Annotated in this window: 25 protein-coding genes; 7 read left to right on the top strand and 18 right to left on the bottom strand. The window is 72.9% G+C overall.

What is annotated here, in order from left to right:
- Positions 1–50 precede the first annotated feature (50 nt).
- Complete coding sequence (locus AB0C84_RS24590; protein WP_361070438.1) at positions 51–554, top strand: DinB family protein; 504 nt, start codon at positions 51–53, stop codon at positions 552–554.
- A 215-nt stretch (positions 555–769) separates the two neighbouring features.
- Here the strand turns inward: AB0C84_RS24590 and AB0C84_RS24595 are convergent, their stop codons facing one another.
- From AB0C84_RS24595 to AB0C84_RS24605, 3 genes are all read right to left on the bottom strand, one after another.
- A complete protein-coding gene (locus AB0C84_RS24595) occupies positions 770–952 on the bottom strand; it encodes a hypothetical protein (RefSeq protein ID WP_361070441.1) in 183 nt (60 codons plus the stop codon).
- Positions 953–1015: 63 nt separating this feature from the next.
- The gene (locus tag AB0C84_RS24600; RefSeq protein ID WP_361070444.1) at positions 1016–2371 is read right to left on the bottom strand and encodes a HAMP domain-containing sensor histidine kinase; all 1356 of its coding nucleotides are present in this window, start codon (positions 2369–2371) and stop codon (positions 1016–1018) included.
- Positions 2368–3048, bottom strand: coding sequence for a response regulator transcription factor (locus AB0C84_RS24605; protein ID WP_258938594.1), 681 nt, complete (start codon positions 3046–3048; stop codon positions 2368–2370). The genes AB0C84_RS24600 and AB0C84_RS24605 overlap by 4 nt, the downstream gene beginning before the upstream one ends.
- A 27-nt stretch (positions 3049–3075) precedes the next feature.
- On the opposite strand from AB0C84_RS24605, the gene AB0C84_RS24610 reads away from it, so the two are divergent.
- Positions 3076–3600, top strand: a complete 525-nt coding sequence (locus AB0C84_RS24610) for a hypothetical protein (RefSeq protein ID WP_179843268.1) — start codon at positions 3076–3078, stop codon at positions 3598–3600.
- 121 nt (positions 3601–3721) lie between these two features.
- A complete protein-coding gene (locus AB0C84_RS24615; protein WP_361070449.1) occupies positions 3722–5053 on the top strand; it encodes an MFS transporter in 1332 nt (443 codons plus the stop codon).
- On the opposite strand, the gene AB0C84_RS24620 is transcribed toward AB0C84_RS24615, so the two are convergent.
- Complete coding sequence (locus AB0C84_RS24620; protein WP_258938591.1) at positions 5037–5669, bottom strand: PaaI family thioesterase; 633 nt, start codon at positions 5667–5669, stop codon at positions 5037–5039. The two genes, AB0C84_RS24615 and AB0C84_RS24620, sit on opposite strands and share 17 nt — an antisense overlap.
- 200 nt (positions 5670–5869) lie before the next feature.
- On the opposite strand from AB0C84_RS24620, the gene AB0C84_RS24625 reads away from it, so the two are divergent.
- Entirely contained in the window at positions 5870–6481 is a 612-nt protein-coding gene (locus AB0C84_RS24625) for a DUF4870 domain-containing protein (protein WP_361070453.1), read from the top strand.
- A gap of 1 nt (position 6482) precedes the next feature.
- Here the strand turns inward: AB0C84_RS24625 and AB0C84_RS24630 are convergent, their stop codons facing one another.
- From AB0C84_RS24630 to AB0C84_RS24640, 3 genes are all read right to left on the bottom strand, one after another.
- Complete coding sequence (locus AB0C84_RS24630; protein WP_361070456.1) at positions 6483–7307, bottom strand: TIGR03619 family F420-dependent LLM class oxidoreductase; 825 nt, start codon at positions 7305–7307, stop codon at positions 6483–6485.
- A 65-nt stretch (positions 7308–7372) separates the two neighbouring features.
- The gene (locus AB0C84_RS24635; RefSeq protein WP_258938588.1) at positions 7373–8122 is read right to left on the bottom strand and encodes a hypothetical protein; all 750 of its coding nucleotides are present in this window, start codon (positions 8120–8122) and stop codon (positions 7373–7375) included.
- A gap of 60 nt (positions 8123–8182) precedes the next feature.
- On the bottom strand, positions 8183–8866 hold the full coding sequence (locus AB0C84_RS24640) for a cyclase family protein (protein ID WP_361070460.1): 684 nt from the start codon (positions 8864–8866) through the stop codon (positions 8183–8185).
- 45 nt (positions 8867–8911) lie between these two features.
- On the opposite strand from AB0C84_RS24640, the gene AB0C84_RS24645 reads away from it, so the two are divergent.
- Positions 8912–9739, top strand: coding sequence for a HipA family kinase (locus AB0C84_RS24645; protein ID WP_361070463.1), 828 nt, complete (start codon positions 8912–8914; stop codon positions 9737–9739).
- Positions 9736–10152 carry a DUF3037 domain-containing protein gene (locus tag AB0C84_RS24650; RefSeq protein ID WP_258938586.1) on the top strand — a complete coding sequence of 139 codons (417 nt, stop codon included), beginning with the start codon at positions 9736–9738 and terminating at the stop codon, positions 10150–10152. Before AB0C84_RS24645 ends, AB0C84_RS24650 begins: the two co-directional genes overlap by 4 nt.
- A gap of 15 nt (positions 10153–10167) precedes the next feature.
- Here AB0C84_RS24650 and AB0C84_RS24655 read toward each other — a convergent pair whose 3' ends face one another.
- From AB0C84_RS24655 to AB0C84_RS24705, 11 genes are all read right to left on the bottom strand, one after another.
- Positions 10168–11076 carry a hypothetical protein gene (locus AB0C84_RS24655; protein ID WP_089312821.1) on the bottom strand — a complete coding sequence of 303 codons (909 nt, stop codon included), beginning with the start codon at positions 11074–11076 and terminating at the stop codon, positions 10168–10170.
- Positions 11077–11295: 219 nt separating this feature from the next.
- Positions 11296–12444: a S8 family peptidase gene (locus tag AB0C84_RS24660; RefSeq protein WP_361070467.1), complete on the bottom strand. Its 1149-nt coding sequence runs from the start codon at positions 12442–12444 to the stop codon at positions 11296–11298.
- 44 nt (positions 12445–12488) lie between these two features.
- Positions 12489–13430 carry a hypothetical protein gene (locus AB0C84_RS24665; RefSeq protein ID WP_361070471.1) on the bottom strand — a complete coding sequence of 314 codons (942 nt, stop codon included), beginning with the start codon at positions 13428–13430 and terminating at the stop codon, positions 12489–12491.
- A gap of 66 nt (positions 13431–13496) precedes the next feature.
- Entirely contained in the window at positions 13497–14339 is an 843-nt protein-coding gene (locus AB0C84_RS24670) for a GNAT family N-acetyltransferase (RefSeq protein ID WP_179849269.1), read from the bottom strand.
- 115 nt (positions 14340–14454) lie between these two features.
- Positions 14455–16044: an alpha/beta hydrolase gene (locus AB0C84_RS24675; RefSeq protein WP_361070474.1), complete on the bottom strand. Its 1590-nt coding sequence runs from the start codon at positions 16042–16044 to the stop codon at positions 14455–14457.
- A 199-nt stretch (positions 16045–16243) separates the two neighbouring features.
- Complete coding sequence (locus AB0C84_RS24680; RefSeq protein WP_361070477.1) at positions 16244–17842, bottom strand: alpha/beta hydrolase; 1599 nt, start codon at positions 17840–17842, stop codon at positions 16244–16246.
- 163 nt (positions 17843–18005) lie between these two features.
- Entirely contained in the window at positions 18006–19664 is a 1659-nt protein-coding gene (locus AB0C84_RS24685; protein ID WP_258938580.1) for an alpha/beta hydrolase, read from the bottom strand.
- 276 nt (positions 19665–19940) lie between these two features.
- Complete coding sequence (gene ispG, locus AB0C84_RS24690) at positions 19941–21134, bottom strand: flavodoxin-dependent (E)-4-hydroxy-3-methylbut-2-enyl-diphosphate synthase (RefSeq protein WP_361070482.1); 1194 nt, start codon at positions 21132–21134, stop codon at positions 19941–19943.
- 117 nt (positions 21135–21251) lie between these two features.
- Entirely contained in the window at positions 21252–22448 is a 1197-nt protein-coding gene (locus tag AB0C84_RS24695; RefSeq protein WP_361070485.1) for a site-2 protease family protein, read from the bottom strand.
- A gap of 40 nt (positions 22449–22488) precedes the next feature.
- Entirely contained in the window at positions 22489–23727 is a 1239-nt protein-coding gene (gene dxr, locus AB0C84_RS24700; protein WP_258938577.1) for a 1-deoxy-D-xylulose-5-phosphate reductoisomerase, read from the bottom strand.
- Positions 23728–23782: 55 nt separating this feature from the next.
- On the bottom strand, positions 23783–24160 hold the full coding sequence (locus tag AB0C84_RS24705; RefSeq protein WP_361070489.1) for a helix-turn-helix domain-containing protein: 378 nt from the start codon (positions 24158–24160) through the stop codon (positions 23783–23785).
- Positions 24161–24287: 127 nt separating this feature from the next.
- On the opposite strand from AB0C84_RS24705, the gene AB0C84_RS24710 reads away from it, so the two are divergent.
- Entirely contained in the window at positions 24288–25136 is an 849-nt protein-coding gene (locus AB0C84_RS24710; RefSeq protein WP_179843283.1) for an NAD(P)H-binding protein, read from the top strand.
- Position 25137: the final 1 nt, after the last annotated feature.

Consider the following 25137-nt stretch of genomic DNA (forward strand, 5'->3'; position numbering starts at 1 on the left):
CGGCGCCCTCGGGCGTCGACCCGGTTCCGTCGTGTTGCTAACGTCCTCGCATGGAAGAAGTGCCGTACACCGGCGGTGAGAAGGAAAGTCTGCAGGCCGCCCTCGACCGGCATCGGGACGTCGTCCTGTGGAAGCTGAACGGGCTGGACGAGGAGCAGGCGCGGCGTCCCATGACGCCGTCCGGGACGAGCCTCCTCGGCCTCACCAAGCACCTGGCCTCCGTCGAGTACAACTGGTTCTGCGAGACGTTCGGACGCGAGACCGAGCCGCTTCCGTTCAGTGACGACGACCCGGAGGCCGACCTCAGGGTCGAGCCCGGCGAGACCATCGAGGGCATCGTCGCGTTCTACGGGCGGGCGCGCGCCGCGTCCGACAAGGTCATCAGGGAGCTGGCCCTCACGGACACCGGCACCGCCTGGCACGGCGCGACCGTGAGCCTGCGGTGGGTGCTGATCCACATGGTCGAGGAGACGGCGCGGCACGCCGGGCACATGGACATCATCCGCGAAATGCTCGACGGCGCGACCGGCGACCACGTCCGCGACGACGGCTAGGGACTGTCTCGAAGTGTCCTCGGCCGTGCGCACGAACGCGTGACCTGCCCGGTGAAGCGAAGCCGGAGGCGAGCGACGCCGGGCAGATCGCGAAGCGATGCCGTGTTCGCCCAGGTCCGGTCACCTAGGGAGCCGCCAGGCGAGCCAAGTGGGCCGGGACTCTGAGCCACAGCCACAGCCACAGCCGCGGATGCGGCAGGGGCCGGTCGTCGCGTTCATGCCGGTCTCAGTGGAGCGGCGGCGTCCGTAGCCGCGAGGCCCAGGACCTTGTACGAGGTGGGCGCCGTGGGGAGGTTGCCACTGGCGGCCAGGCCGGCGATGGCGATGAGGGCGGCGACCACGAGGCCGACGACGCCGATGAGGCCGGCGGCGACGTACTGGGGGCGGGGGCGTCTCACGAGATCACGTTAGGGCGGTGCCGCGCCCGGCGGCAGCGTGGTTAAGGCGGATTTAAGGCGGAGCTATACCGGGCGTTTGCTGCGGGAGTGGCGGCGGCGGACGAGGCGGCGGGAGCGGCGGGCCGGGGGCAGCCATCTCGTGCGGAACCACATCTGCACCTGGGCCCCGCCGAGGACGCTGCGGTGGATGCGCAGGTAGCCGCCGGTCGACTCGGCGGCGCGGCGGGCGATGTCCAGGCCGAGGCCGGTGGAGCCGCCGCCGCTGCTGCCCCGCTTCAGCGCCGCGTCCGGGTCGGCGATGCCGGGGCCGCCGTCGGCGACGAGGATGCCGGTGACGCCCTGCCCCTGGTGGAGGGTGACGACGAAGCCGGTGCCCTCGGCCGTGTGCCGGAAGATGTTGCCGAGCAGCGCGTCCACGGCGGCGGCCAGTTCGGTGCCGGGGATCGGCAGCGGCGCGGGGCCCTCGGCGCCGATCAGCTCGCAGGAGCGTCCCTCGTCCTCGGCGAGGACGGACCAGAACGCGACCCGGTCGCGCAGCACCTTGGACGCGTCGCAGTTGCCCCGGCCGGTGGGCCGCCGGACCGTCCGGATGATCTGGTCGACCTCGCGCTCGATCCGGTCGACGGCCTCGCGGGTCTGGTCGGCGACGTGCCCGCCCCCGAGCGCCTCGACGTTGAGGCGGAGCGCGGCGAGGGGGGTGCGGAGCCGGTGCGACAGGTCGGCCGCCATCTCCCGCTCGGCCGACAGCAGCTGGACGACGTGGTCGGCCATCGCGTTGAACGCCAGCCCCGCCTCGACCAGCTCGGGCGGCCCGTCCGGCTCGATCCGCACCGACAGCTCCCCGTCGCCGAACGCGCCCGCGGCCTCGGCCAGGCGGCGGGTGGAGCGGATCATGCGGGCGCCCAGCCGGTCGGCGACGGCGACGGACCCGGCGACGAGCGCGGCGGCGACCGTGGTCATGACGAGCCACGCCTTCCACACCCCGCGCGACAGGTCCTCGTCGGGCAGGAACACCTCGACGACGGCGGTGCGGCCCGCGTCCAGCGACACCGGCTGGAGCAGCGCGTACCCGCCGTCGACGCGGGCGGTGTAGGAGCGGCCGCGGCGCCCCGCCTCGGTGAGCTGCTCGGGACGGGCACCGTCGTCCTCGCGGGGGTTCTTCGGGACGAGGCCGCCGTCCGGCATGTGCACGGTCATCCTCCCGGCGGCGCCCGCCTGGGTGCTGGCGACGGCGCGTTCGAGGGCGGCCGGGTCCTCGGTGACGACGAGGACGGGGCCGAGCGCGCTGGCCTGCCGCTCGGCGGTGGTCAGGGCGCGGTCGCGGGCGATCTCCCGGACGGTGAGGGCGAGCGGGATCAGGAACGCCAGCGCGACCATCGAGGTGACCGCCAGCGACACCAGGACGAGGGTCCGCCTCATGCGCGCGGGTCGGCCAGGCGGACCCCGACGCCGCGGACCGTGTGCAGGTAGCGGGGGGCGGCGGCGGTCTCGCCGAGCTTGCGCCGCAGCCAGGACAGGTGGACGTCGATGGTCTGGTCGTCGCCGTAGGCCTGCCGCCACACCTCGGCGAGCAGCTCGCGCCGCGCGACGACCCGGCCGGGGCGGGCGGCGAGGTAGGCCAGCAGGTCGAACTCGCGGCGGGTCAGCTCCAGCGGCTTGCCGTCGAGCAGCGCCTCCCGGCGGTCGAGGTCGATGTGCAGGCCGCCCACGCTGAGCTCCGCGGTGGGCCCGGACCGTGCCGACCTGCGCAGCACCGCGGCGAGCCGGGCGCTGAGGTGCTCGATGGAGAACGGCTTGATGAGGTAGTCGTCGGCGCCGGCGTTCAGTAACCGGACGATCTCGGGCTCGTCGTCGCGCGCGGTCGCGATGATGACGGGCACGTCGGAGATGCCGCGCAGCATCTTCAGCACCTCGGCGCCGTCGAGGTCGGGCAGCCCGAGGTCGAGCACGACGACGTCGGGCGGGGATTGCGTGACCTCGCGCAACGCGTCCATCGCGGTCGGGGCGCTGCGCACGACGTGCGATCGGACGCTCAGCTCCCTGATCAAGGCGGTCCGGACGTTCGCGTCGTCCTCGACCACCAACACACTCGCCATGGCGGAACCGTATGCCACCATGTGCCCATGCGTCGCGCGATGTCGTATGTTGCCCCGTGGGCCGGGGTGACCGCGCTCGCGGTGGCGCTCTCCTGGCTCGGCGTGCGGGGCGTCGTGCGCAGCGCGGTGTCGGACCGGTCGGCGCCGCCGCCGATCGCCGGACCGGTGATCCATTCCAGCCCGTCAACGCCACCGGGGCCGACGACCGTGAAGTCGCCCACCGTGCGGTCGAGCCCGCCGACCGGCCAGGACGAGGCACCCGCGCCGTCCAGGACCCCGAAGGCGACGCACGGCGGACCGGGCGGCGGCAGCCCGTCCGCCAGGCCGACGAACCACGTGCGCAGCTACGCGACGCGCGGCGGGAGCGCCGCGATGTCCATCGAGGAGAACCGGGTGCGGCTGGTGTCGGCGACACCGAACCCCGGCTACGAGACGCGCGTGACGCAGACCGAGGGCTGGCTGCGGGTCGACTTCCTCTCCGACGAGCACACCTCGTCGGTCGTCGCGTCCTGGTACGGGCACGCCCCGGCGGTCAAGGTCTACGAGTACTGAGCGGGCGACCACCCGATTGTCGACCGTTTCGCGCCACCACGGTTTCGGCGGTCAACCCAGCGGGAAACAGTGGGTCAAATCGCTGGGACCGGCGGGGGCGGTCGGAAAGGCAACGGCTCCCATGGTTCTGGATCCCGGAGAGGCCGGCCGCGCCGGCGCCGCGGACGCCGAGGAGCGCCGCGCGCAGGTCCGCAAGGCCGCCGCCGCGAGCGTGATCGGCACCTCGATCGAGTGGTACGACTTCTTCCTCTACAACACCGCCGCGGCGATCGTCTTCAAGGACGTCTTCTTCCCCGAGTCGAGCGACTACGCGGGCACGCTGTCGGCGTTCGCGACGTACGCGGTGGGCTTCGCGGCCCGCCCGGTGGGCGCGGCGATCTTCGGGCACTGGGGCGACCGGCTCGGCCGGAAGGCGACGCTGATCGTCACGCTGGTGCTGATGGGCGTGTCGAGCGCGCTGATCGGTGTGCTGCCGGGCACCGAGACGATCGGCTGGGCCGCGCCCGTGCTGCTCGTGCTGCTGAGGATCCTGCAGGGCGTCGCGGTCGGCGGTGAGTGGAGCGGCTCGGTGCTGCTGTCGATGGAGTGGGGCGACCGGAACCGGCGCGGGCTGATGGCAAGCCTGCCGCAGCTCGGCGTGCCGATCGGGCTCATCCTCGGCACCGGCATGATGACCGCCATCGCGCTGTCGGCGGACGAGGCGTTCAGGAGCTGGGCGTGGCGCGTCCCGTTCCTGTTCAGCCTCGTCCTCGTCGGCATCGGGCTGTGGGTGCGGATCCGGGTGATGGAGACGCCGCTGTTCGCCGAGGTCGTCAAGCGGGACGAGGTCGCCCGGGTGCCGGTCGTCGAGGTCGTCAGGCGGCACCCCAAGGAGATCATCCTGAGCGCGCTGCTGCGCTGCTCGGAGCAGATGCCGTTCTACCTGTTCACCTCGTTCGCGCTCACCTACGTGCACAAGCATCTCGGCATGGCGCAGGGGCTCGCGCTGAGCGCGGTGACGGTGGCGGCCGCGCTGGAGCTGGTCACGATCCCCGCCGCCGGGCATCTCGGGGACCGCATCGGCCCGCGGCGGGTGTACGCGGCCGGCTCGATCTGCGTGGCGCTGTTCGCGTTCCCGTACTTCGCGCTGCTCAACACCGAGGTCGCGGCGCTGGTCGTCGTCGCGGTGGTGGTAGCGCAGATCCCGCACGCCGTGCAGTACGGGCCGCAGGCGTCACTGATCGCCTCGACGTTCCCGACGCGGCTGCGCTACGGCGGGGCGGGCATCGGCTACCAGCTCGCGTCGGTGTTCGCCGGCGGCCCCGCGCCGTTGCTGGCGACATGGCTGCTGCACGACTACGGCTGGCAGGCGATCTCGATCAGCATGATCGTGGCCTCGGTGCTGACGCTGGGCGCGCTCGCGCTGCTGCCCGCCCCGGCGGAGGAGCGCGCGGCGGTCAGTACTCCGACGTGACGAACCGCTGCGGCATGATGAACATCGCGGTCGCCTCGACCGTGACCCGCCCGTCCGGGGCGCTGATCGTCCCGGACGCGTAGACCTTGCGCCCCTCCACCCGGCTCGCCTTCGCCTCCACCTTGAGCGGGACGCCGAGCGGGGTGGGACGCCGGTAGCGCGTCTCCAGGGTCGCGGTCATGCCGGGCGTGCCGGTGGCGGCCGCCGCCATGCCGAGCGCCTGGTCGAGCACCATCGCGGAGACGCCGCCGTGCACGTAGGACGGCGGGCCCTCATAGACGGCGCCGAGCGTGAACTCGCCGCGGACGACGCCGTCCGAGGTCACGTCCAGGCCGATCGGCGGCGCGAAGGGGTTGAGCGGCCCGCTGACGGGATTGGCGATCTGGCGGTCCATGCGGCGCTCGCCGGGCGTGACGAACGGCGGGGCGCCGCGGCGCTCGGCGGTGAGCCGGGCCGTCAGCGCCGCGATCTCGTCCGCCACCGCGGCGGCCTCGGCGGCGTCGGCGCCGGTGAGGACGGTGGCCTCGGCCAGTTCGCGCACGCGGGCCGCCAGGCCCGTCAGCGCCGCCGCCTCGTCGTCCCCCAGCACGGGCCGCTCCATCGGGATCGCGCTCAAGTCCAGCCTCCTCGCGGGGCATGCCCCCATCGCCCCATTGGCCGAACGAAATTCTAAAATATGTCGGAGAGCGGTCCGGACGCAGGTCCCGCTCAGCGGTCGCCCAGGGGTCGCTCGAAAGCGCGCTGGTGAGCCCGATTCCTATAGATTCCTGCAGTATCCCGCAGAGGGACGCCCGAAGAGGACATGAGGACGACACCGTGACGGACCAGCCCCCGCCACCCTCCGACCAGCCGCCGCCCGACCAGCCGCCTCCTCCACATCAGCCGCCGCCGTATCACGGTGCCTACGGCCAGCCGCCGGGCCAGCCGCCGAGCCCGCCGCCGGGCCAGCCGCCGGGTCAGCCCCCGGGCTCGCCGCCGCCCGGCCAGCCGTTCGGTCCGCCCGGCGCCGGTCCGTACGACCCGCGCTACGGGTACGGCCCTCCCGGCGTCCCGTACGGCCCGGGCGCGCACCCGGGCGAGGAGACCACCTGGGCGATCTTCGCCTATGTCGGGAACGTCCTGATCGGCTTCCTGCCGCCGCTGGTCATCTACCTGGTGAAGAAGAACACCTCGCCGTTCACCCGCTTCCACGCGGCGCAGTCGATGAACTACCAGCTCACCATGCTGATCCACCTCGTGGCCGTGGCGGCGGTCTGCGTCCCGCCGGCCATCCTGCTCGACGCGCCCGCCTTCCTCGCGCTTTTCGCCCTCCCGTACCTGGAGCTCCTGATCGGCGGGTGGGTGTTCCTCATCCTCGGCGCGGTGAAGGCCGGCAAGGGCCAGTACTACCGGTTCCCGACCTTCTTCTGCTTCCGCATGATCCGCTAGCTCACAGGTGGGAGCGGGCGTAGCCGTCCAGCACCGGAAGGACCGCGTCGCGGTCGCCCGCCGGCACGCGCAGCACGACCTCCTCGATGCCGAGCGAGGCGTAGTGGTCGAGCTTGCCGGGGGTGGGCAGCGTTCCGAAGGGGATCACGGGCACCGTGGCGCGCCCGGCGTCCTCGCAGGCGCGGCGCAGGGCGGGCAGAGCCTCGCGGACGCCCGCGCCGCCGATCGGCAGCCACCCGTCCCCGTACTCGGCGATGTGCGCGAACAGCGTCGGGCCGGGGGCGCCGCCGAGCAGCACGGGGACGCGGCGGGACGGCTTGGGCCACGCCCGGCTCGGCGCGAAGCCCGCGAACTCCCCTTCGAAGGAGGCCTCCTCGTCCGTCCAGAGGGCCCGCATGGCGAGGACGTGCTCGCGCGCCACGGCCCGCCGCCGCTTCCACGGGACGCCGTGGTCGGCGCCCTCCTCGGCGTTCCACCCGTAGCCGATGCCGAGCGCGACCCGTCCGGGCGCCAGCCGGTCGAGGGTGGCGACGGCCTTGGCGGTGACGATCGGTTCGCGCTGGGCGGGCAGCAGGACGCCGGTGCCGAGGACGATCCGCTCGGTCGTCACGGCCGCCGCGGCGAGCGACATGAGCGGGTCGAGCGTGCGGGAGTACTCCTCGGGCAGGGACGCGGCGCCCGTCGGCGGCGGGGTGGCGCGGGAGACGGGGATGTGGGTGTGCTCGGGGAGGTAGAGCGAGGCGAACCCGCGCGCCTCCGCCTCCCGGGCCAGCTCGTGCGGCGCCATGGTCAGGTCGGTCGCGAACATCGTGATGCCGAGGCGCATGCCGCCTCTCCTCTCCGCCGTCAGCACCCTACCGACGCGACCAAGCGATTGCTTGACCGGGTGGGTCAGCCGCCGAGATGGCAGACGGCCGCGGTCGCGTCGTCGTGGACCTTGTTGCGCGGCCACCGGACGGCCCCCGGGTCGGTGCGCTCGGCCTCCCGCGTCCGCTCGATCAGCCCCGCGGGGCCCCGGTCCACGGTCAGCGCCGCCAGCCCGTCCCAGCCGGTGACGCCGAACAGGTCGGCGAGGCGCGTCGCGCCGTCGGTCAGCAGGAACGCGCGCCGCAGGTCGGCGGCCGGCACCGTGCCGGTGATCGCGGCGTCGGCCACCGCCGGGTCCGCGGCCGCGTAGTACCGGCCGCCGGTGATCTCGCGCAGGCCGTCGCGGCCGTCCAGCAGGACGGTCGAGTCGGCCAGCACCAGGTAGTCGACCAGCTCGCCCCGCAGCCGCAGGGCGAGCACGGTCGCCGCCGGCGTCGTCGGAATCCGCAGGTCGCAGGTCGCCCGGTGGGCGGCCGCGACGTCCGCGATCGCGCCGGCGAGCCGGGCGACCAGCGGCCGCGCCCCCGGCCGGTGCGCGCCCTCGGGCGGCCCGACGGGCGGACCGGCCTGCGGGCCGAGCCCCTCCAGCAGCCGCGCCAGCAGCCGGGTGCCGAGCGAGCGGGAGTACCAGGCGGTCCCGTGCGCGCATCCGAGGTCGGTGCCGAGCGGCAGCCCGCACCCGTCGAGCACCACGACCGCTCCGGCGGCGGCCGCCACGAAGTCCTCGTTGGGCCGCTCGGGGCTGCCCTGGTCCGTCGCCCACTCCACCCGCATCCGTCCACGTCCTCCCGTCGACCGGCCCCCAGTATGGGCCGGACGGCACGCGGTCCGCGTTCAGACGAGGACCGCGCGGTCGTCCACGCGCGCGACGGCGCGGACGGGGGCGCCGTCCGCTCCCGCCAGGGCCAGCGGAAAGAGGGAGACCTCGATCGCGCAGCCCGCCGCCTGGGCCTCGGCGAGGCGGCCGAGGCCGGTCAGGTTCTCGGCGATCACCGCCTCGGCGCCGCAGAGGACGCGGTGGGCCGCGAGCGAGAAGTCGTCCGACCCTGGCGGCGGGGTCCGGTCGACGCTCAGCGCGTCGATGCCCACCGTCCTGACGCCCGCGGCGACGATGGCCTCCGCGGTCTCCGGCGCCGGATACGGATGGGCCAGGTAGGCGTCCGTCCCCCAGTGCCCCGACCAGCCCGTCGCGATGAGCAGGACGTCGCCCGGCGCGAGACCCGGCGGGACGGCGTCCGGCGGTATCGGCGCGCGGGGCGGCAGGCCCCGCACGTCCATCACCACGGCCGGGCCGGTGAAGCGTGCCAGCGGCAGCTCGTCCAGCCTCGGCAGCGCGTCGTCGATGTGGAACGGGGCGTCCACGTGCGTGCCGGTCTGCGACCCCAGATGCAGCCGCAGCACGTTCACCCTGGCCTCGGCGACCGTGAGGGCCGGGACGGCCTCCACCTCGGGGTCGCCCGGATAGACCGGCATGCCCGTGACGATCGGCACGGACAGGTCGAGCAGCTCAACGCCCATGTAATCGATTATCCCGGCCGCCGCCCCAGCCGATAGCGTTGCGACGTGTTGCCACATGTGACCGCCATCCGCTACGTGACGCCGCTCCGCGAGGGCGGATCGCTCCCGGGCGTCGTCGAGGCCGACGACCTCGGTACCTACGTCATGAAGTTCCACGGCGCCGGGCAGGGCCGCAAGGCGCTGATCGCCGAGGTGATCGCCGGTGAGCTGGCCCGCCGGCTCGGCCTGCGGGTGCCCGAGCAGGTGCTCATCGACCTGGACCCGGCGATCGGACGGCACGAGCCCGACCCCGACGTGCAGGACCTGCTGAAGGCCAGCCCCGGCTGGAACCTCGGCGTCGACTTCCTGCCCGGGTCGCTCGGCTTCGACCCGCTCGGCTGGAGCCCCGACCCCGGCTTCGCCTCGCGGGTGCTGTGGTTCGACGCGTTCATCGGCAACGTCGACCGCAGCTGGCGCAACCCCAACATGCTCGTGTGGCACGGCGACGTGTGGCTCATCGACCACGGCGCGAGCCTGATCTTCCACCACGCGTGGTCGAACGCGGCCCGGCTGTTCTCCGGCCCCTACGACGTGGACGACCACGTGCTGACCCCGTACGCGACGCGGCTGGAGGAGGCCGAGGCCGAGCTCGCCCCGAAGATCACCGAGGGGCTGCTGCGCGAGGTCGCCGGCCTCGTCCCGGACCGCTGGCTGGAGGGCGAGCCCGGCTTCACCGGCCCGCAGGCCGTCCGCGACGCCTACCTCGACATCCTGCTGCCGCGTGCCGGGAAGCCGCGCGAGTGGCTGCCCGGCCTCGACCTCAGCGGCCACCGCCCCGACACCTCCGCGCGGCGTGGCCAGAACCGTCCCGGCTGGCTCGGGGGCGCGTCGTGACCGCCGGCAGGACGACCAACATCAGGACGGCGGCCGAGCCGACGGTGTTCGAGTACGCCGCGCTGCGCGTCGTCCCGCGCGTCGAGCGCGGCGAGTCCATGAACGTCGGCGTGGTCGTGTACTGCCGCGCCCTCGACTACCTCGGATGCCGCACGCATCTGGACGAGCGGCGCCTGCTCGCCCTGGACCCCTCGCTCGACCTGGCGGGCGTCCGGTCCGCCCTCACCGCGGTGGACGCGGTGTGCTGCGGCGGCGAGCGCGCGGGCCAGGCCGCGCGAGAGGCCCCGGGCGCGCGCTTCCGGTGGCTGACCGCGCCGCGCAGCACGATCGTGCAGCCGGGCCCGGTGCACGCCGGGCTCACCGGGGACCCGGCCGCCGAGCTCGACCGCCTCCTCGACCTGCTCGTGCGGTAGCGGTGGGCGTCCGGCTCAGGTCCACTCCCAGCGGATGCCGTGGTAGCCGGCGGCCATCCCGAACTCGATGAAGTGGACGCTCTGGTAGCTGGACAACCGCAGGTCGGCGGAGTCCTTGAGCGCGGTGTGCCCGTCGGGCCGCCACGTCCGGTAGCAGCGGGCGGGCAGCGCCGCCGGATGGAACCGGACCTCGATGAGGTACTCGTGCTGAGGGGTCCGGAAGCCGCGCCCCTCCTCGGTGACGGGCGGGCCGGTCTCCTCGAACCCGAAGCCGTACTCCAGCAGGTAGGTCTCGCCGCGCCCGAGCGCCCGGTCGAACAGCAGCTCCGCGGCGATGAGGCCGCTCGTCTCGTCCATCCGGACGCGGCCGAACCGGCAGCCGCGCACGGTCCGGGACGAGGGCAGCACGCCCTGCGGATGGTGGTAGACGGCGATCCAGCGGTCCACGCCGCGCTGCTGCGCCTGGAACACCGCGCGGACGCGGACCTCCCGCAGCTCCCGGCGCCGCCCGATGAGGTACTGGTCGTGCAGGCTGAGCCCGGTGAGCTGCCGCTCGCCGCGGTCGCCGATCTCGTCCAGCAGGTCGCGGACGCCGGGTTCGGGGCACAGCTCCTCGACCGGCAGCCAGGGTCCGGCGGGACGGTCGGTGGTCGGCCTGAGCAGCGTCAGCAGGGAGTGCCGCGGCAGTTCGAGGATGGTCTCCAGGCCGCGGACGGCGCGCAGCGAGTCGGCGCGCTCGGGCCGGGTCCGGCCGCGCTGCCAGTAGCTCAGCGTGGACAGGCTGACCGCGATGCCCTGCTCCTCCAGGCGGCGCCGCAGGGAGTCCAGGCTCAGGCCGCGCGCCTGGATGGCCGCGTGCAGGGCGACGTTGAACGGCCCGTACTGGAGGACCTGAAGAAGATCGTCCTCTGCGACACTCTGCATGCTCGGCCTCCGGATCGGCTCCGGCCGGCCCCCGCAAAACGGCCTTGACTACCGCAATTGCAACTTCCGCGCTCACTGTAAGGCTCCGCGGCCCCGATGCCAACAGGCAAAGTGTCACAACCGTCGGGCCCGGCCTTCGCCGAATCGGGTACCAATTCACGGCCGCGCCGCGGCCCGCGGTTCCGGGCCCGCCGGCGCGGGGCGGGCCCGGAGGCCGGGTCAGAGGCCGCGCTTGTCGAGCAGGCGGTTCGGCGTGCCGGCGGGGTTGCCGCTGATCACGCCGCTGACGGCGTTGGAGACGAGCCAGCTGCGGACGGTGCCGAAGGAGGCGTCGCCGTTGGCTGCCTTGTAGAGGGCGGCGACTCCGGTGACGTGCGGGGTGGCCATCGAGGTGCCGCTGATGGTGTTCGTCCCGCCGTTCAGCCAGGTCGAGGTGATGGACGACCCCGGGGCGTACAGGTCCACGCAGGACCCGTAGTTGCTGTAGGAGGCCCTGGCGTCGGTGATCGTGCTCGCCGCGACCGTGGTGGTGTTCGCCGCGCTCCCCGGCGAGTAGTCGCAGGCGTTGCGGCCGTCGTTGCCCGCGGCGACGGCGAGGAACACGCCGGAGCTCGCGAGGTTGTCGGCGGCGGAGTTCATCGAGGACGAGTAGCCGCCGCCGAGCGACATGTTGGCCACCGCCGGCCGGGAGCGGTGGCCCGCCACCCAGTTCATGCCCGCGATGACGCCGGAGCTGGTGCCGCTCCCCTGGCAGTTCAGCACGCGGACACCGCGCAGGTAGACGTTCTTGGCGACGCCGTAGGAAGTGGAGCCGACCGTCCCCGCGACGTGCGTCCCGTGGCCGTTGCAGTCGGCGCCGTTGCCGCCGAGGGCGTCGTACACGTTGGACGCGCGCCCGCCGAACTGCGGATGTGCGGCATGGATGCCGGTGTCGATGATGTAGGCGTACACGCCCGCGCCGGTCGCGTTGTAGGTGTAGCTGTGCGACAGCGGGAGTGCGGTCTGGTCGATGCGATCCAGGCCCCACGAGGGCGGGTTCTGCTGGGTGCCGTCAGCGCGGACGACCGCGTCCTGCTCGATGCGGACGACGCCGGGGGCGCCGCGCAGCTTCGCGAGTTTCCGGGAGTCGAGCTTCGCGGCGAATCCGTTCAGCACCCGGCCGTAGCGGTACATGGTCTTGATGCCGTGCTCGGAAACGGTCGCGACGATCGACACACCTGGCTTCAGCGTCACGATGTACTGGCCGGCGATCCCCTGCCCCGAGGCGGCGAGGGTCAGCGGCGCGCGAAAGGTCACGGCTGGGGCGGGGGCGGCGGAAACTACGATCAGGCACGCCGCCGCGACGGCCGTGAACAGGGGTTTCTTCATCGGAATTCCGTCCGTGGAGTTACCCCGACCCCCGCTTTCCGATGTTAATGCCATTCCCACTCGATGCCCACTATCCCGCGGCGCACGGTTCCGACCGCGAGGTTCGCACTTCCCGAAGTGCCGATCCACAATTCGCCGAGCCGCCGGCGCGGGGACGCGGAGCTCTCGGCCGTGAAGCCGTAGCAGCGGGCGGGCAGCCGGTCGCCGTCGAACTGGACGAGCGCCACGTAGTCGTGGACGGGATGGGAGAAGCGCCGGTCGTAGCCGTCGGGCGCGGGCAGCCCGATCGGCCCCAGCTCGTACTCGATGACCGCGGTGTCGCCCGTCGCCAGCACCCTGTCGAAGACCAGCTCGAACGCCACCAGCCCGCCCTCGGCGCGGATCCGGCCGGGGCGGCAGTACCGCACGTCCAGCAGCCCGGCCACGCCGCCGGCGCCACCGGCGCCACCGTCCGCGACGCCGGCGAGGTCTCCGTCGCCCGTCTGGTGGACGCAGACCACGCGGTCGATGTCGTCGCCGGCCGCACGCAGGACGGTGCGCACCGAGAGCGTCCAGGACCGGCGTGCCTCGTCCAGCCGGTAGACGTCGTGGACGCTGAGCCGTTCGAGCCGGTGGTCGCCCGAGCGGTCGAGCTGCCCGACGAGGCAGGCGTAGCGCTCGGGGTCGGGCCACAGGTCGCGGACGCCGCGCCCCCGCTCCGCCCCGTTCGGCGGGCCGGCGGCCCCGCGCACGACCGCGCCCCGGACGGGCACGGCGTTCGGCGCGGGGTCCTCCAGCAGCTCGATGAGGGTGCCGGACGGCACCTGCAGGATCTCCTCCAGCGCGACGACCACGGTGCGCGAGCGCGGCCGGCTGCGGCCGCGCTGCCAGTAGCTGAGGGTGGCCACGCTGACTGCGAGCCCGCGCCGGCCGAGCCGGTGGCGGATCCGCTCCAGGGTCAGCCCGCTCGCCTGGATCGCCTGCCGCAGTGCCCCGGCGAACTCCACGGCGGGATGGTACCCGGCCCTGAAGATCGATTCAGGTACCGGGGCAGATCAGGCACGCAATAACAATCAGAAAAGAACCGACATAAAGGAGCCCAGTTCGGTGAACCCGACCCGGCGGTAGGCCGCCCGGGCCCGGGTGTTGTAGTCGTTGACGTACAACGACACGGTCGGCGCGATGCCGTGCAGCGCCTCCCGCACCACCGCGGCCATCCCCGTCTCCGACCGGCCCTGCCCCCGCAGGTCGGGGGGCACCCACACGCCCTGCACCTGGCAGGCCCGCGGGGTGACGGCGCCGACCTCGGCCTTGAACATGACGCGGCCGTCCTCGATGCGCGCGAAGGCGCGGCCGTCGCGGATCAGCTCGGCGACGCGGGCCCGGTAGAGCACGCCCCCGTCACCGGCGTTGGGCGACACCCCGACCTCTTCGGTGAACATCGCCACGCAGGCCGGGTAGACGATGTCGAACTCCTCCATCCGGACCCGGCGCACACCGGGGTCGGCGGGCACGTCGGGGACGGTCGAGGTCGCCATCACCGGCTGGGCGGCGCGGACGGCCCGGGGCGGCCCCCAGTACGGCGCGAGGATCTCCCACAGCTCCCCGACCGCGCCGACGGGCCCGACGATGGACGAGCAGCGCCGCCCCTGCGCCTGGGCCCGCTCGGCGAACGCCCGGACGGCCTCCGGCCCGGCCGCGACCGGGATGAGGTTGGCGCCCGAGTAGCACAGCGAGACGAGCCTGCCGTCGCGCAGGTAGCCCCACATCTGGGCGCCGAGGCGGCGCGGGTCGAGCCCCGCGGCGTGCACGCGGGAACTCACGAACACGTTGGACACCGGGTCGGCGTCCAGGATCGCGAGGGCCTCCGCACGGTACCGGTCGTCCAGCACGCGCACCGGCATCGAGCCCAGCATCCGCACGGCTACCGGCCCCCGGCCCTCACCACTGAAAGCTCCACGTGGCCAAGACTATGCCGTCCGGGCGCCGCGCACCTCTGCGGCCTCCGTCACGGCCCCGTCCGGGCGGGATTCACCGGTGCGCGGCCGCCTGCTCCGCCCTGCCCGCCTTGGCCGCGACCGGTTCGGGCCCGGCCGCGCACTTCTGGTCGGGCCCCGGCCGGTTCGCGGGCAGCCTCCCGTCGCCGAGATAGGCGGCCACGGACCCGTCGACGCACCGGTCACCGGACAGCGAAACGCCGTGGTTGCGCCCGCCGGCCTGGACGAGCAGCCTGGACGTCGGGAACCTGCGGTGCATCTCCAGCACGCCCCGATACGGGGTCGCCGCGTCCTCGGTGGCCTGAACCATCAGGATCGGCGGCAGCGCGGAGCCACCCCCCACCCGTGGCGGCGGGCCTCCCGGCACGCCCCAGAAGGCGCAGGGCGCGTTGTACCAGGTGTTGCTCCAGGTCTCGAAACGATAGCCCCGGCGGTAGAGGCGCTCGCTGTCGGCGTGCCAGCGTCCCCAGTCGCGCGGCCAGGCCGCGTCCCGGCACTGGACCGCGTTGTAGACCGTGTAGTTGTTCTGGTCGAGCCGTGACGGCGGCTGCCACACCTTCCGCAGCGGACCCGGGTCGCGCCGGACGGCGTAGGCCGACAGCGCCCTCGCGTGCGCGGCCCAGGTGTAGTCGCCGTAGCCGTCGGCGAGGAACCCCTCGTCGAGTTCGGTGGGACCGACGCGCCCGTCGATCGGCTTGGCCTTGAGCGCGGCGCGCACCCTGGCGTAGGCGGCGGCCACCTTCCGGCCGGAGTCGCCGAGCCGGTAGGTCTTGTGGTGGCGGGCGATCCAGGCGAAGTACGCGCGGATGCGCTTCTCGAAGGCGACGTTCTGGTCGAGGTTGTCGCCGTACCAGACCCCGCTCGGCCTGACGACGCTGTCGAGCACCATGCGGCGGACCCGCTGCGGGTACATCGTGGCGTACACCGCGCCGAGGTACGTCCCGTACGAGTACCCGAAGTAGCTGATCTTCTGCTGGCCGAGGGCGGCGCGCACGGCGTCCATGTCGCGGGCCGAGTCGGCGGTGCCCATGTGCGGGAGGATCGCGCCGTACCGGCGGGCGCAGTCGCCCGCGTAGTGCCGCGCCCTGGCCTTCCACGCCTCCTCCTCCGCCGCGCTCGCGGGGACGGAGTCGGGGCGGGCGCGGCCGGGGCTCTGGTAGGCGGGGTCGCAGACGAGTTCGGGCCTGCTGGCGCCGACGCCGCGGGGGTCGAAGCCGATCCAGTCGTAGGACGCGGCGACCCGCTTGGGCAGTGACTCGGCGAAGAAGCCGGACAGGTCGCGCCCGTGCGCGCCCGGCCCGCCCCGGTTGAGCAGCACCACGCCCTTGGACCTGGGCGCGGTGTGGCGGGCGCGGCTGAGTTCGAGGGTGATCTGCCTGCCGGCCGGGTCGGCGTAGTCGAGCGGCACCCGGAGGGACGCGCACTGCAGGCCCTTGAGCCGGGCGCCCTCCACCGGGTCCTTGGCGGGGCAGGACCTCCAGGCGAGGCCGGCGGGCCTCGGCTCGGGGCGGAGGGCGGGGGCGGCGTCCGCGGGCGTCCCCAGCGCGGCGGCCCCGGCGACGGCGAGCGTGATCGCGGCGGCCGCCGTCCCGGCGGCGGCCCTCTTTCCAGCGTCGTTCAGCACGTTCGCTTTCTACCGGCGGGACGGCCGGGAACCGCGTACCCCAGAGGATCGCGCGATTCCGCCCCCAAACGGGAGCACCACCGAAAACCAACCGCCCGTAAAGCGAAACGCGGTGTGCCAGACCCGCCCCGCGAGGGGGCGGGCCCGGCACACCGCGAAACGGCGTGCGGTACCGACCGGCTGCCGTACTACCCCCGTATCAGGGGCGCCCGACCGGCAGGTCCTTGCCCGCGGAGGCGCGCGCGGCCTTCGCGGTCATGGCCGTCGGGTCGGGGTCGTTCAGCGCCGGGACGGCCTTGCAGTAGGCGTCCGGGCCGCGGTGGCTCTGCGGCAGGGCCCCGCTGTCGAGGTATGCCGCGACCTTGTCGTCCAGGCACACGTTGCCGTTGAGCGTGTTGGCGTGGGTCTTGCCGCCGACCTCGAACACCAGGCGCGAGGACGGGAAGAGCTTGTGCATCTCCAGGCCGCCCGCGACCGGGGTCGCCGCGTCCTGGGTGGACTGCACGAGCAGCATGCCCGCCAGGCCCTTGGCGCCCTTCAGCTTGAACTCCGGCCCGCCCTGGAACGGCCAGAAGGCGATCGGGGCGTTGAACCAGACGTTGCTCCAGGTGTTGAACCTGTAGCCCTGCCGGTAGAGCTTCGCGGCGTCGTGGTGCCACTTGCTCCAGTTGCGCGGCCAGCGGGCGTCGGCGGCCTGGACGGCGTTGTAGACGGCGAAGCCGTTGTCGTCACCGCCGGGGCTCATCCAGTCGAGGAGCCCGGAGGCGTCCTTGTCGTTGACCCACGCCGAGAGCGCCTGGGCGAACGGGATGTAGTAGCCGGTGTTGTAGCCGGCGGACAGCACGGTGTCGTCCAGCTCGTCCGGCCCCATCTTGCCGCCGATCGGCGCCTTCTTCGCGGCGGCGCGGACGGCGTAGTACTTGGCCTCGACGGCCTTCTCGCTCTTGCCGAGGTGGTAGAGCGAGTCGTACTTGGCGATCCAGGCCCACCAGGCCTTCATGTTGTGCTCGAAGGCCTTGTCCTGCTCCAGCTGCGCGTCGTACCAGACCGTCTTCGGGTTGACGTTGCCGTCGAGCACCATCCGGTTCACGCGCTTGGGGAAGAGCGTGGCGTAGGTGGCGCCGAAGTAGGTGCCGTACGAGAAGCCGTACCAGCTGATCTTGTCCTGGCCGAGGGCGGCGCGGATCGCGTCGACATCGCGCGCGGCGTCGGTGGTCCGCATGTGCGGCAGCAGCCAGCCGAACTTCTTCGCGCAGTCCTGCGCGTACTTCCTCGACTTGGCGATCCAGGCCTTCTCCTCCTTGGCGGAGGAGGGGACGTAGTCCGGCCGGATCGGGTCGGAGAAGTTCGGGTCGCAGGTCAGCGCGGGCTTGCTGGAGCCGACGCCGCGCGGGTCGAAGCCGATGATGTCGTACTTGGCGGCGACGTCGGCGTGCCCGGTGCCGCCGATCCAGCGGGCGAGGGCGGGCGCGTACTGGAGGCCGCTGCCGCCCGGGCCGCCCGGGTTCACGAACAGGGTGCCCTGGTAGTTCTTCTCGTCGGTGTGCCGGAAGCGCGACACCGCGATGGAGATCTTGCGGCCGTTGGGCCGGGCGTAGTCGAGCGGCACCTCGACCTGGGCGCACTGCGCCTTGTTCATCGGGTCGCTGGGGCCGCTGACCTCGCAGGCGCCCCAGTTGATGCCCTTGGCCGCGACCGTCGCACCGGAGTGCCCGGTGTCAGCGCTCGCGGAGACGGCGACGCCTGCGCCGCCCGCCGCCACGACCGCCGCGGTCGCGACGAGAACGATCCTTTTCACTTGACCCCCTCAGATCGGCGACTCCGGGCCGGCGCCGTGCCGGAGGGGGGTGTCGCCGATGCGTGGCTGATGCGTACCTACTGCGTGTCGCCGGGTGTGCCGGCGGGTGCCGGACCCCGGGGACGGGTCCCCGGGGTCCGGCACGCATGTGCTGCTACCGGCGTCAGCGGATGACGTCGGCCTTGAGCTGCGCGGCCTTCTGCGAGCCGCCGCTCAGCGTCCTGGCGGTCGCCGTCGACGGCGGCTTCGGGTCACCGAGCTGCGGGACGTGGACGGTGCTCTGCTCCGGACGCTCTCCCCGCAGGAAGTAGGCGTCGAAGTAGGCGTCCACCTGGGCGGAGCCGCGGTGCACGATGCAGTGCGTGCGGTCGCCGTCCTGGACGACCAGGCGCGAGCCCTTGAGCCTGCGGTGCATCTCCAGCGCGCCCGCGTACGGCGTGGCCGCGTCCGCGGTCGACTGGAACATGAGGATGTTGCGCGGCAGGTCGCGGGTGTGGCCGATGTTCACCGGCTTGCCGGCCTTGGCGGGCCAGTACAGGCACGGGGCGTTGTACCAGGCGTTGGCCCAGGTCTCGAACGGGTGCTTCCTGTTGACCCGCTCGTTGTCGCGCTGCCACTTGTTCCAGCTCAGCGGCCACTGGACGTCGGTGCACTGCACGCCGAGGTAGACGGCGTAGCCGTTGTCGTCGGAGCCGCCGGTGGTCGGCGCGCCGTACGTCCCCGCGAACGTGGCGGTGTCGCCCGACTTGTACGCCGACAGGGCGGACGCGTACCCATGCCAGATGGCCTGGCTGCGCCGGTACCCGGCGTTGAGGATCACGTCGGTCAGCTCGTCCGGCCCGACGGCGAGGGTCTGCCCGCTGTCAGGGTCGGTGTAGTAGACCGGCTTGTTCTTGAGCTTCGCGCGCAGGTCGTAGAAGAAGCTCCGGACCTGCTTCTGCGTGGTGCCGAGGTGGTACACCGAGTCGTACTTGGCGACCCAGCCGAAGTAGTAGTCGATGTTGATGTCGAACTGGGCGTCCTGGTTGAGGTTGGCCTCGTACCAGGCGTCGGAGGGGCCGACGTTGCCGTCCAGCACCATCTTCCCGACGTTCTTGGGGTAGACGGTGGCGTAGGTGGAGCCGAGGTAGGTGCCGTAGGAGGCGCCGTAGTAGTCGAGCTTTTTGTTGCCGAGCGCCCGGCGGATCGACTCCACGTCGTTGACCGAGTCGATCGTCTTGATGTGGTTGAGCAGCCCGGTCGTGTCGGCCTTGCCGCACGCCTCGGCGTAGCCCTTGGACAGCTTCAGCCAGGTGGCGACCGACTTGCGGTCACCGGTGCCGTAGTCCGGGCGCGGGGCGTTGGTGTAGTTCGGGTCGCAGCTCAGGGCCGGGACGCTCATACCGACACCGCGCGGGTCGAAGCCGATGACGTTGTAGGCCTCGCGCATCGGGGCGGAGTTCTGCGCGAACACCCGCGGCCCGAAGAGCGCGCCGCCACCGCCCGGTCCGCCGGGGTTGACCACGATGTCGCCCTTGGCCGCACCGGAGCCGGTGTGCGGCGTCCTGGTGAGCTGGATCGTGATCTTCTTGCCCTGCGGCTTGGCGTAGTCCATCGGCACCGACAGCTCGGCGCACTGGACGATCTTGGAGACGGGGTACAGCCCGTCGTACAGGTCGTGCACCGTCTGGACGAAGTCCGCGGGGCAGGCGTGCCACTGGGCCGCCGAGGGGTTGAATCCTCCGGCCGTTCCGGCGGAGGGGCTCGCGGCCTGTGCGCTTGTGGCGCCGAGACCGGTGAGACCGAGCCCGGCCACCGCGGCCACGACAACAGTCCTCTTCACATATCCCCCTATCGTGCCGACTCCGGTTGAGTCAGACATACGGGTAAATGAGTGAAGATTGTGGCGGTTCTGGCATAGCGCCCGACAGGGGGCCATCAGAGTGGATGCGGAATCGTGACAAGATCAGCGGAACTCTGTGACAACTCCGGACGTTCCGGTCGCGGATGCCCAGCTCCGGGAGGGGTTCCGGGCACACGAAAAGGCCCCGGGTCGCGGGACCCGGGGCCTTGAAGGCGCGCTACGGCGCCGGCCGGAGCACCGGCCGGAGCGCGGGCGTCAGCCGACCACCACGTCGGCGCCCGGTCCGGAGACCGTGCCGTCCTCGGCGATCTCGATGCCCATCTCGTCGGCGATGCGCATCGCCTCCTCGATCAGGGTCTCGACGATCTGCGCCTCGGGGACGGTCTTGACGACCTCGCCCTTGACGAAGATCTGGCCCTTGCCGTTGCCCGACGCGACGCCGAGGTCGGCCTCGCGGGCCTCGCCGGGCCCGTTCACCACGCAGCCCATCACGGCGACGCGCAGCGGCACCGGGAAGTCCTTCAGCCCGGCGGTGACCTGCTCGGCCAGCGTGTACACGTCCACCTGCGCGCGGCCGCAGGAGGGACAGGAGACGATCTCCAGGCCGCGCTTGCGCAGCCCGAGCGACTCCAGGATCGCCGTGCCGACCTTGACCTCCTCGACCGGCGGCGCGGACAGCGACACCCGGATCGTGTCGCCGATGCCCTCCGCCAGCAGCGCACCGAACGCGACCGCCGACTTGATCGTGCCCTGGAACGCCGGCCCCGCCTCGGTGACGCCGAGGTGCAGCGGGTACTCGCAGGCCGCCGCCAGCTTCCGGTACGCCTCGATCATCACGACCGGGTCGTTGTGCTTGACCGAGATCTTGATGTCGCGGAAGTCGTGCTCCTCGAACAGCGAGCACTCCCACAGCGCCGACTCCACCAGCGCGTCGGGGGTGGCCTTGCCGTACTTCTCCAGCAGGCGCTTGTCGAGGGAGCCGGCGTTGACCCCGATGCGGATCGGCACGCCCGCGTCCTTGGCGGCGCGGGCGATCTCGCCGATACGGTCGTCGAACTTCTTGATGTTGCCCGGGTTGACGCGGACGGCCGCGCACCCGGCGTCGATCGCCGCGAACACGTACTTGGGCTGGAAGTGGATGTCGGCGATGACGGGGATCGGCGACTTGCGCGCGATCGCCGGCAGCGCCTCGGCGTCGTCCTGCGACGGCACGGCGACGCGGACGATCTGGCAGCCCGACGCGGTCAGTTCCGCGATCTGCTGGAGCGTGGCGTTCACGTCGGCGGTGAGGGTCGTGGTCATCGACTGCACCGACACGGGGGCGTCGCCGCCCACCGGGACGCCGCCGACCATGATCTGCCGGGATCTGCGGCGGGGCGCGATCGGACCCGGCGCCCCCTGCCCGTCGCCTTCGCCGCGGACGCTCGGTATACCCAGTGAAACGCTCATCCCTCTCCTCAATTTTCGGCCCCGTACAAAGCCTAGGTGCCCCGCGCGGCTGACTTGACGGCACCCGGCTTCCACCAGTGTGACCATTTGAGCACACTCGGTAAACGTTTCACGTCATTACGGTAGTCGGAGGGGGTTGAGCACGTCGGCGAGGATCAGCAGCACCCCGAAACCCACCAGCAACAGGACGGCCAGGTATGTCAAGGGCAGGAGCCGGGTCATGTCCACGGTGCCCGGATCCGGCCGCCCCCTGATCCGGTTGACGCCGGCCCGAGCCCGCTCGTAGGCGACGACCGCGAGGTGCCCGCCGTCCAGCGGGAGCAGGGGCAGCACGTTGAGCGCGCCGAGGAAGACGTTCACCGAGACGACCAGCGAGAGGTAGAGGGCGATCTTGTCGCGGGCGGAGGCCCGGGCGGCGAAGATCTGCCCGGACACCTCGGTGGCGCCGACCACGCTGCCGACCTGGCCGCCGGGCGTGCTCCCCCGCTCGGGCGAGAACAGCTTCGGGAGCGCGGAGGGCAGGTCGGCCGCGGCGTGCCCGATGCCGGCGACGATGCGGCCGATGCCCTGCCCCGCGAACACGGCCGCGTTGAGCGGCCCGGTCCGCTCGTACCCGGCCCCGACGACCTTCGGCGAGATGCCGACGAACGGCCGCCCGTCCACGTCCGCGAGCGTGATCGGCAGTGTCACCGGCCGCGGCGCTCCCGGCCGCGCGACCACCGCCGTCACCGTCTGTCCGGGCTTCGCCGCGTCGATCGCGCTGGTGAGCGCCGCCCAGTCGGAGACCGAAGCGCCGTCGAACGAGACGACGCGGTCGCCCGCGCGCAGCCCGGCCCGGGCGGCGGGGGACGGCGGCCGGCCCCCGCCGCAGCCGCCTGACAGCGAGGCGGGCACGCAGGTCGTGATCTGGTCGACGGTGCTGGTCACCGTGCCGGCCTCGCGCACGCCGATCGTCATGGCCATCACCATGAGCAGCAGGAACGCGAACACGAAGTTGGCGGCGACCCCGGCGGAGATGACGACCGCGCGGCGGCCGGCGGGCTGCCGGTAGAACGCGCGCGGGCGGTCGGCCGCGGGGATCTCCTCCAGCGGCGTGTACCCGACGATCTTGACGAAGCCGCCCAGCGGGACCGCCTTCACGCCGTACTCGGTCTCGCCCCGGCGGGTGGACCACAGGGTCGGACCGAAACCCACGAAGTACTGCGTGGCCTTCATCCCGTAGCGCTTGGCAATGAGCAGGTGCCCGCCCTCGTGGAGCATCACCGAGACCAGCAGTGCCACCACGAACGCCGCCGCGCCGAGGAAGAAGGCCATCGGGTCCCCTCCGAGGTTCCTCCCGAGGCGGGTCCCCGGGTCAGGCGGTCGCGGTCAGCTCCCTGGCCCTGGTCCGCGCCCAGGCGTCCGCGGCGAGGACGTCGTCGAGCGTCAGGCCTCCGGTGGTGCCCGAACCGTGCTCCTCCATTACCCGCGCGACAGTGTCGACTATCCCGAGGAACGGGAGCCGTTCCGCGCGGAAGGCGTCCACGCACTCCTCGTTGGCGGCGTTGTAGACGGCGGGGACCGTCCCGCCCAGCTCACCGGCGCGGCGCGCCAGCGCGACGGCGGGGAACGCCTCGTCGTCGAGGGGGAACAGCTCCCAGGTGTGCGCCCTGGTCCAGTCGACGCCGGGCGCGGCGTCCGGCACCCGGTCGGGCCAGTCGAGGCCGAGCGCGATCGGCAGCCGCATGTCGGGCGGGCTCGCCTGCGCCAGCGTGGAGCCGTCGGTGAACTCGACCATCGAGTGGATGACCGACTGCGGGTGCACCATGACCTCGATGCGGTCCATCGGGACGTCGAAGAGCAGGTGCGCCTCGATGACCTCCAGGCCCTTGTTGACCAGGGTCGCGGAGTTGATCGTGACGACCGGGCCCATGTCCCAGGTCGGGTGGTTCAGCGCCTGCTCGGGGGTGACGTCCCCCAGCTCGTCGCGGGCGCGCCCCCGGAAGGGCCCGCCGCTCGCGGTCAGCACGAGCCGCCGCACCTCCTCGGCCCGCCCGCCGCGCAGGCACTGGGCGAGCGCCGAGTGCTCGGAGTCGACGGGGACGATCTGCCCCGGGCGCGCCCGCTCCTTGACGAGGGGCCCGCCGACGATGAGCGACTCCTTGTTGGCGAGGGCGAGCGTGCGCCCCGCGTCCAGCGCGGCCAGCGTCGAGGCGAGGCCGAGGGCGCCGGTCACGCCGTTCAGCACCACCTCGCACGGCCAGGCGGCGACCTCGGCGACCGCGTCGGGGCCTGCCACGATCTTGGGGATGGGGTAGTCCCCGGAGGCGTAGCCGCGCTTCTTGGCCTCGGCGTAGAAGGCGAGCTGGAGCTCCTGCGCGGCGGACGCCCTGGCCACCGCGACGACCTCGGGCCGGAACTCCAGCGCCTGCTCGGCCAGCAGGTCCACCCGCCCGCCGCCGGCCGCGAGCCCCGTCACCCGGAACCGGCCGGGGTTGCGGCGGACCACGTCCAGCGCCTGGGTGCCGATCGAACCGGTGGAGCCGAGGACGACCAGCTCGCGGGCGGCCGCGTCGGGCCTTGAAGGAGTCATCACGCGTCCATTGTCGGGCATCGGCCGCCCCGGGATGGCGCGGACGCCGCTCCGCCACCCCGTCGCGGCCGCGGTCTCAGCCCTCGCCCTCGTCGTAGGCGCTCCGCGCCCGCTCGACCTTCTCCAGGTTCTCGGCGGACCACTCCGTGAGGGCCGCGAAGAGCGGCGCGAGGCTGCCGCCCAGCTCGCTGATCTCGTACTCGACGCGCGGCGGCACCTCCGGGTGGTAGGTGCGGACGACGAGCCCGTCACGTTCCATCTGCCGCAGGCGCTGGGTCAGCACCTTCGGCGTGATCGTGGCGATGCGGCGCTGGAGCTCCACGAACCGCTGCCGGCCGTACTCGTGCAGCGTCCAGAGGATCGGCGTCGTCCAGCGGCTGAAGACGATGTCGACCACCGGAGCGATCGGGCAGGCCAGCTCGGCGTCGAGCGCCTCCCCCGTCTTGGCGTTCATCCTCGCGACCTCCCGGGTAGTCACTTTCTTCTAGGTACCTACTATACCGAGGATGCTAGCTTCACCGGGTCGCACCGCGACGGCACCGCCCTCGGGCGGTGTCAGTGCAGCTCAGAGGGAGAAAACAATGATCGTTGTCATGGGTGCCACGGGGAACGTCGGGCGGCCGCTCGTGCGGGCGCTGGCCGAGGCGGGCGAGCGGGTGACGGCGGTGTCGCGCACCGATCCCGGCGACCTGCCCGAGGGCGTCGCGCACCGCGCGGCCGACCTCGCCGAGCCGGAGACCCTCCGGCCCGTCCTCGACGGGGCGGACGCGCTCTTCCTGCTCATCGCCGGGCCCCTGCTCGGCTCGCCCGAGGACCTGGACCCGCGTGCCGTCCTGGACGTGGTGAAGTCCGCCGGTGTGGAGCGGGTCGTGCTGATGTCGTCCCAGGGCGCCGGAACGCGCCCGACGGCGCACGGCCACAGCCACCTCCGGGCGTTCGAGGACGCCGTCCGGGAGTCGGGGGTCGCCTGGACGATCCTGCGGCCCGGCGGCTTCGACAGCAACGCGTTCGCGTGGGCGGAGCCGATCCGCGCCCACCGGGCGGCCGCGGCGCCGTTCGCCGACGTCGCACTGCCGTTCGTCCACCCGTCCGACATCGCCGAGGTCGCGGCCGCGGTCCTGCGGGAGGGCGGGCACGAGGAGCGCGTCTACGAGCTGACCGGGCCCGCCCCGGTCACGCCGCGGGAGCGGGCGCGGACGATCGGCGACGCGCTCGGCGAGCCGGTGGCGTTCACCGAGCAGACCCGCGAGGAGGCCCGGGCGCAGATGACGGCGTTCATGCCCGCGCCGGTCGTCGACGGCACCCTCGACATCCTCGGCGAGCCGACCGAGGCCGAGCGTCGCGTCAGCCCCGACGTGCGGAAGGTGCTCGGGCGCCCGGCCCGGTCCTTCGCGCGGTGGGCCGAGGAGAACCTCGCGGCGTTCCGCTGAG

The organism is Actinomadura sp. NPDC048955 (assembly GCF_040649435.1).
In the GTDB taxonomy this organism is placed as follows: Bacteria; Actinomycetota; Actinomycetes; order Streptosporangiales; family Streptosporangiaceae; genus Spirillospora; species Spirillospora luteofluorescens.

What these genes read in the sequence shown, in the direction of transcription:
- AB0C84_RS24590 (WP_361070438.1), top strand. Translation starts at nt 51, where the DNA reads ATGGAAGAAGTGCCGTACACCGGCGGTGAGAAGGAAAGTCTGCAGGCC.
- AB0C84_RS24600 (WP_361070444.1), bottom strand. Translation starts at nt 2,371, where the DNA reads ATGAGGCGGACCCTCGTCCTGGTGTCGCTGGCGGTCACCTCGATGGTC.
- AB0C84_RS24605 (WP_258938594.1), bottom strand. Translation starts at nt 3,048, where the DNA reads ATGGCGAGTGTGTTGGTGGTCGAGGACGACGCGAACGTCCGGACCGCC.
- AB0C84_RS24610 (WP_179843268.1), top strand. Translation starts at nt 3,076, where the DNA reads ATGCGTCGCGCGATGTCGTATGTTGCCCCGTGGGCCGGGGTGACCGCG.
- AB0C84_RS24615 (WP_361070449.1), top strand. Translation starts at nt 3,722, where the DNA reads ATGGTTCTGGATCCCGGAGAGGCCGGCCGCGCCGGCGCCGCGGACGCC.
- AB0C84_RS24630 (WP_361070456.1), bottom strand. Translation starts at nt 7,307, where the DNA reads ATGCGCCTCGGCATCACGATGTTCGCGACCGACCTGACCATGGCGCCG.
- AB0C84_RS24635 (WP_258938588.1), bottom strand. Translation starts at nt 8,122, where the DNA reads ATGCGGGTGGAGTGGGCGACGGACCAGGGCAGCCCCGAGCGGCCCAAC.
- AB0C84_RS24640 (WP_361070460.1), bottom strand. Translation starts at nt 8,866, where the DNA reads ATGGGCGTTGAGCTGCTCGACCTGTCCGTGCCGATCGTCACGGGCATG.
- AB0C84_RS24655 (WP_089312821.1), bottom strand. Translation starts at nt 11,076, where the DNA reads ATGCAGAGTGTCGCAGAGGACGATCTTCTTCAGGTCCTCCAGTACGGG.
- AB0C84_RS24660 (WP_361070467.1), bottom strand. Translation starts at nt 12,444, where the DNA reads ATGAAGAAACCCCTGTTCACGGCCGTCGCGGCGGCGTGCCTGATCGTA.
- AB0C84_RS24670 (WP_179849269.1), bottom strand. Translation starts at nt 14,339, where the DNA reads ATGCTGGGCTCGATGCCGGTGCGCGTGCTGGACGACCGGTACCGTGCG.
- ispG (WP_361070482.1), bottom strand. Translation starts at nt 21,134, where the DNA reads ATGAGCGTTTCACTGGGTATACCGAGCGTCCGCGGCGAAGGCGACGGG.
- AB0C84_RS24695 (WP_361070485.1), bottom strand. Translation starts at nt 22,448, where the DNA reads ATGGCCTTCTTCCTCGGCGCGGCGGCGTTCGTGGTGGCACTGCTGGTC.
- dxr (WP_258938577.1), bottom strand. Translation starts at nt 23,727, where the DNA reads ATGCCCGACAATGGACGCGTGATGACTCCTTCAAGGCCCGACGCGGCC.
- AB0C84_RS24705 (WP_361070489.1), bottom strand. Translation starts at nt 24,160, where the DNA reads ATGAACGCCAAGACGGGGGAGGCGCTCGACGCCGAGCTGGCCTGCCCG.
- AB0C84_RS24710 (WP_179843283.1), top strand. Translation starts at nt 24,288, where the DNA reads ATGATCGTTGTCATGGGTGCCACGGGGAACGTCGGGCGGCCGCTCGTG.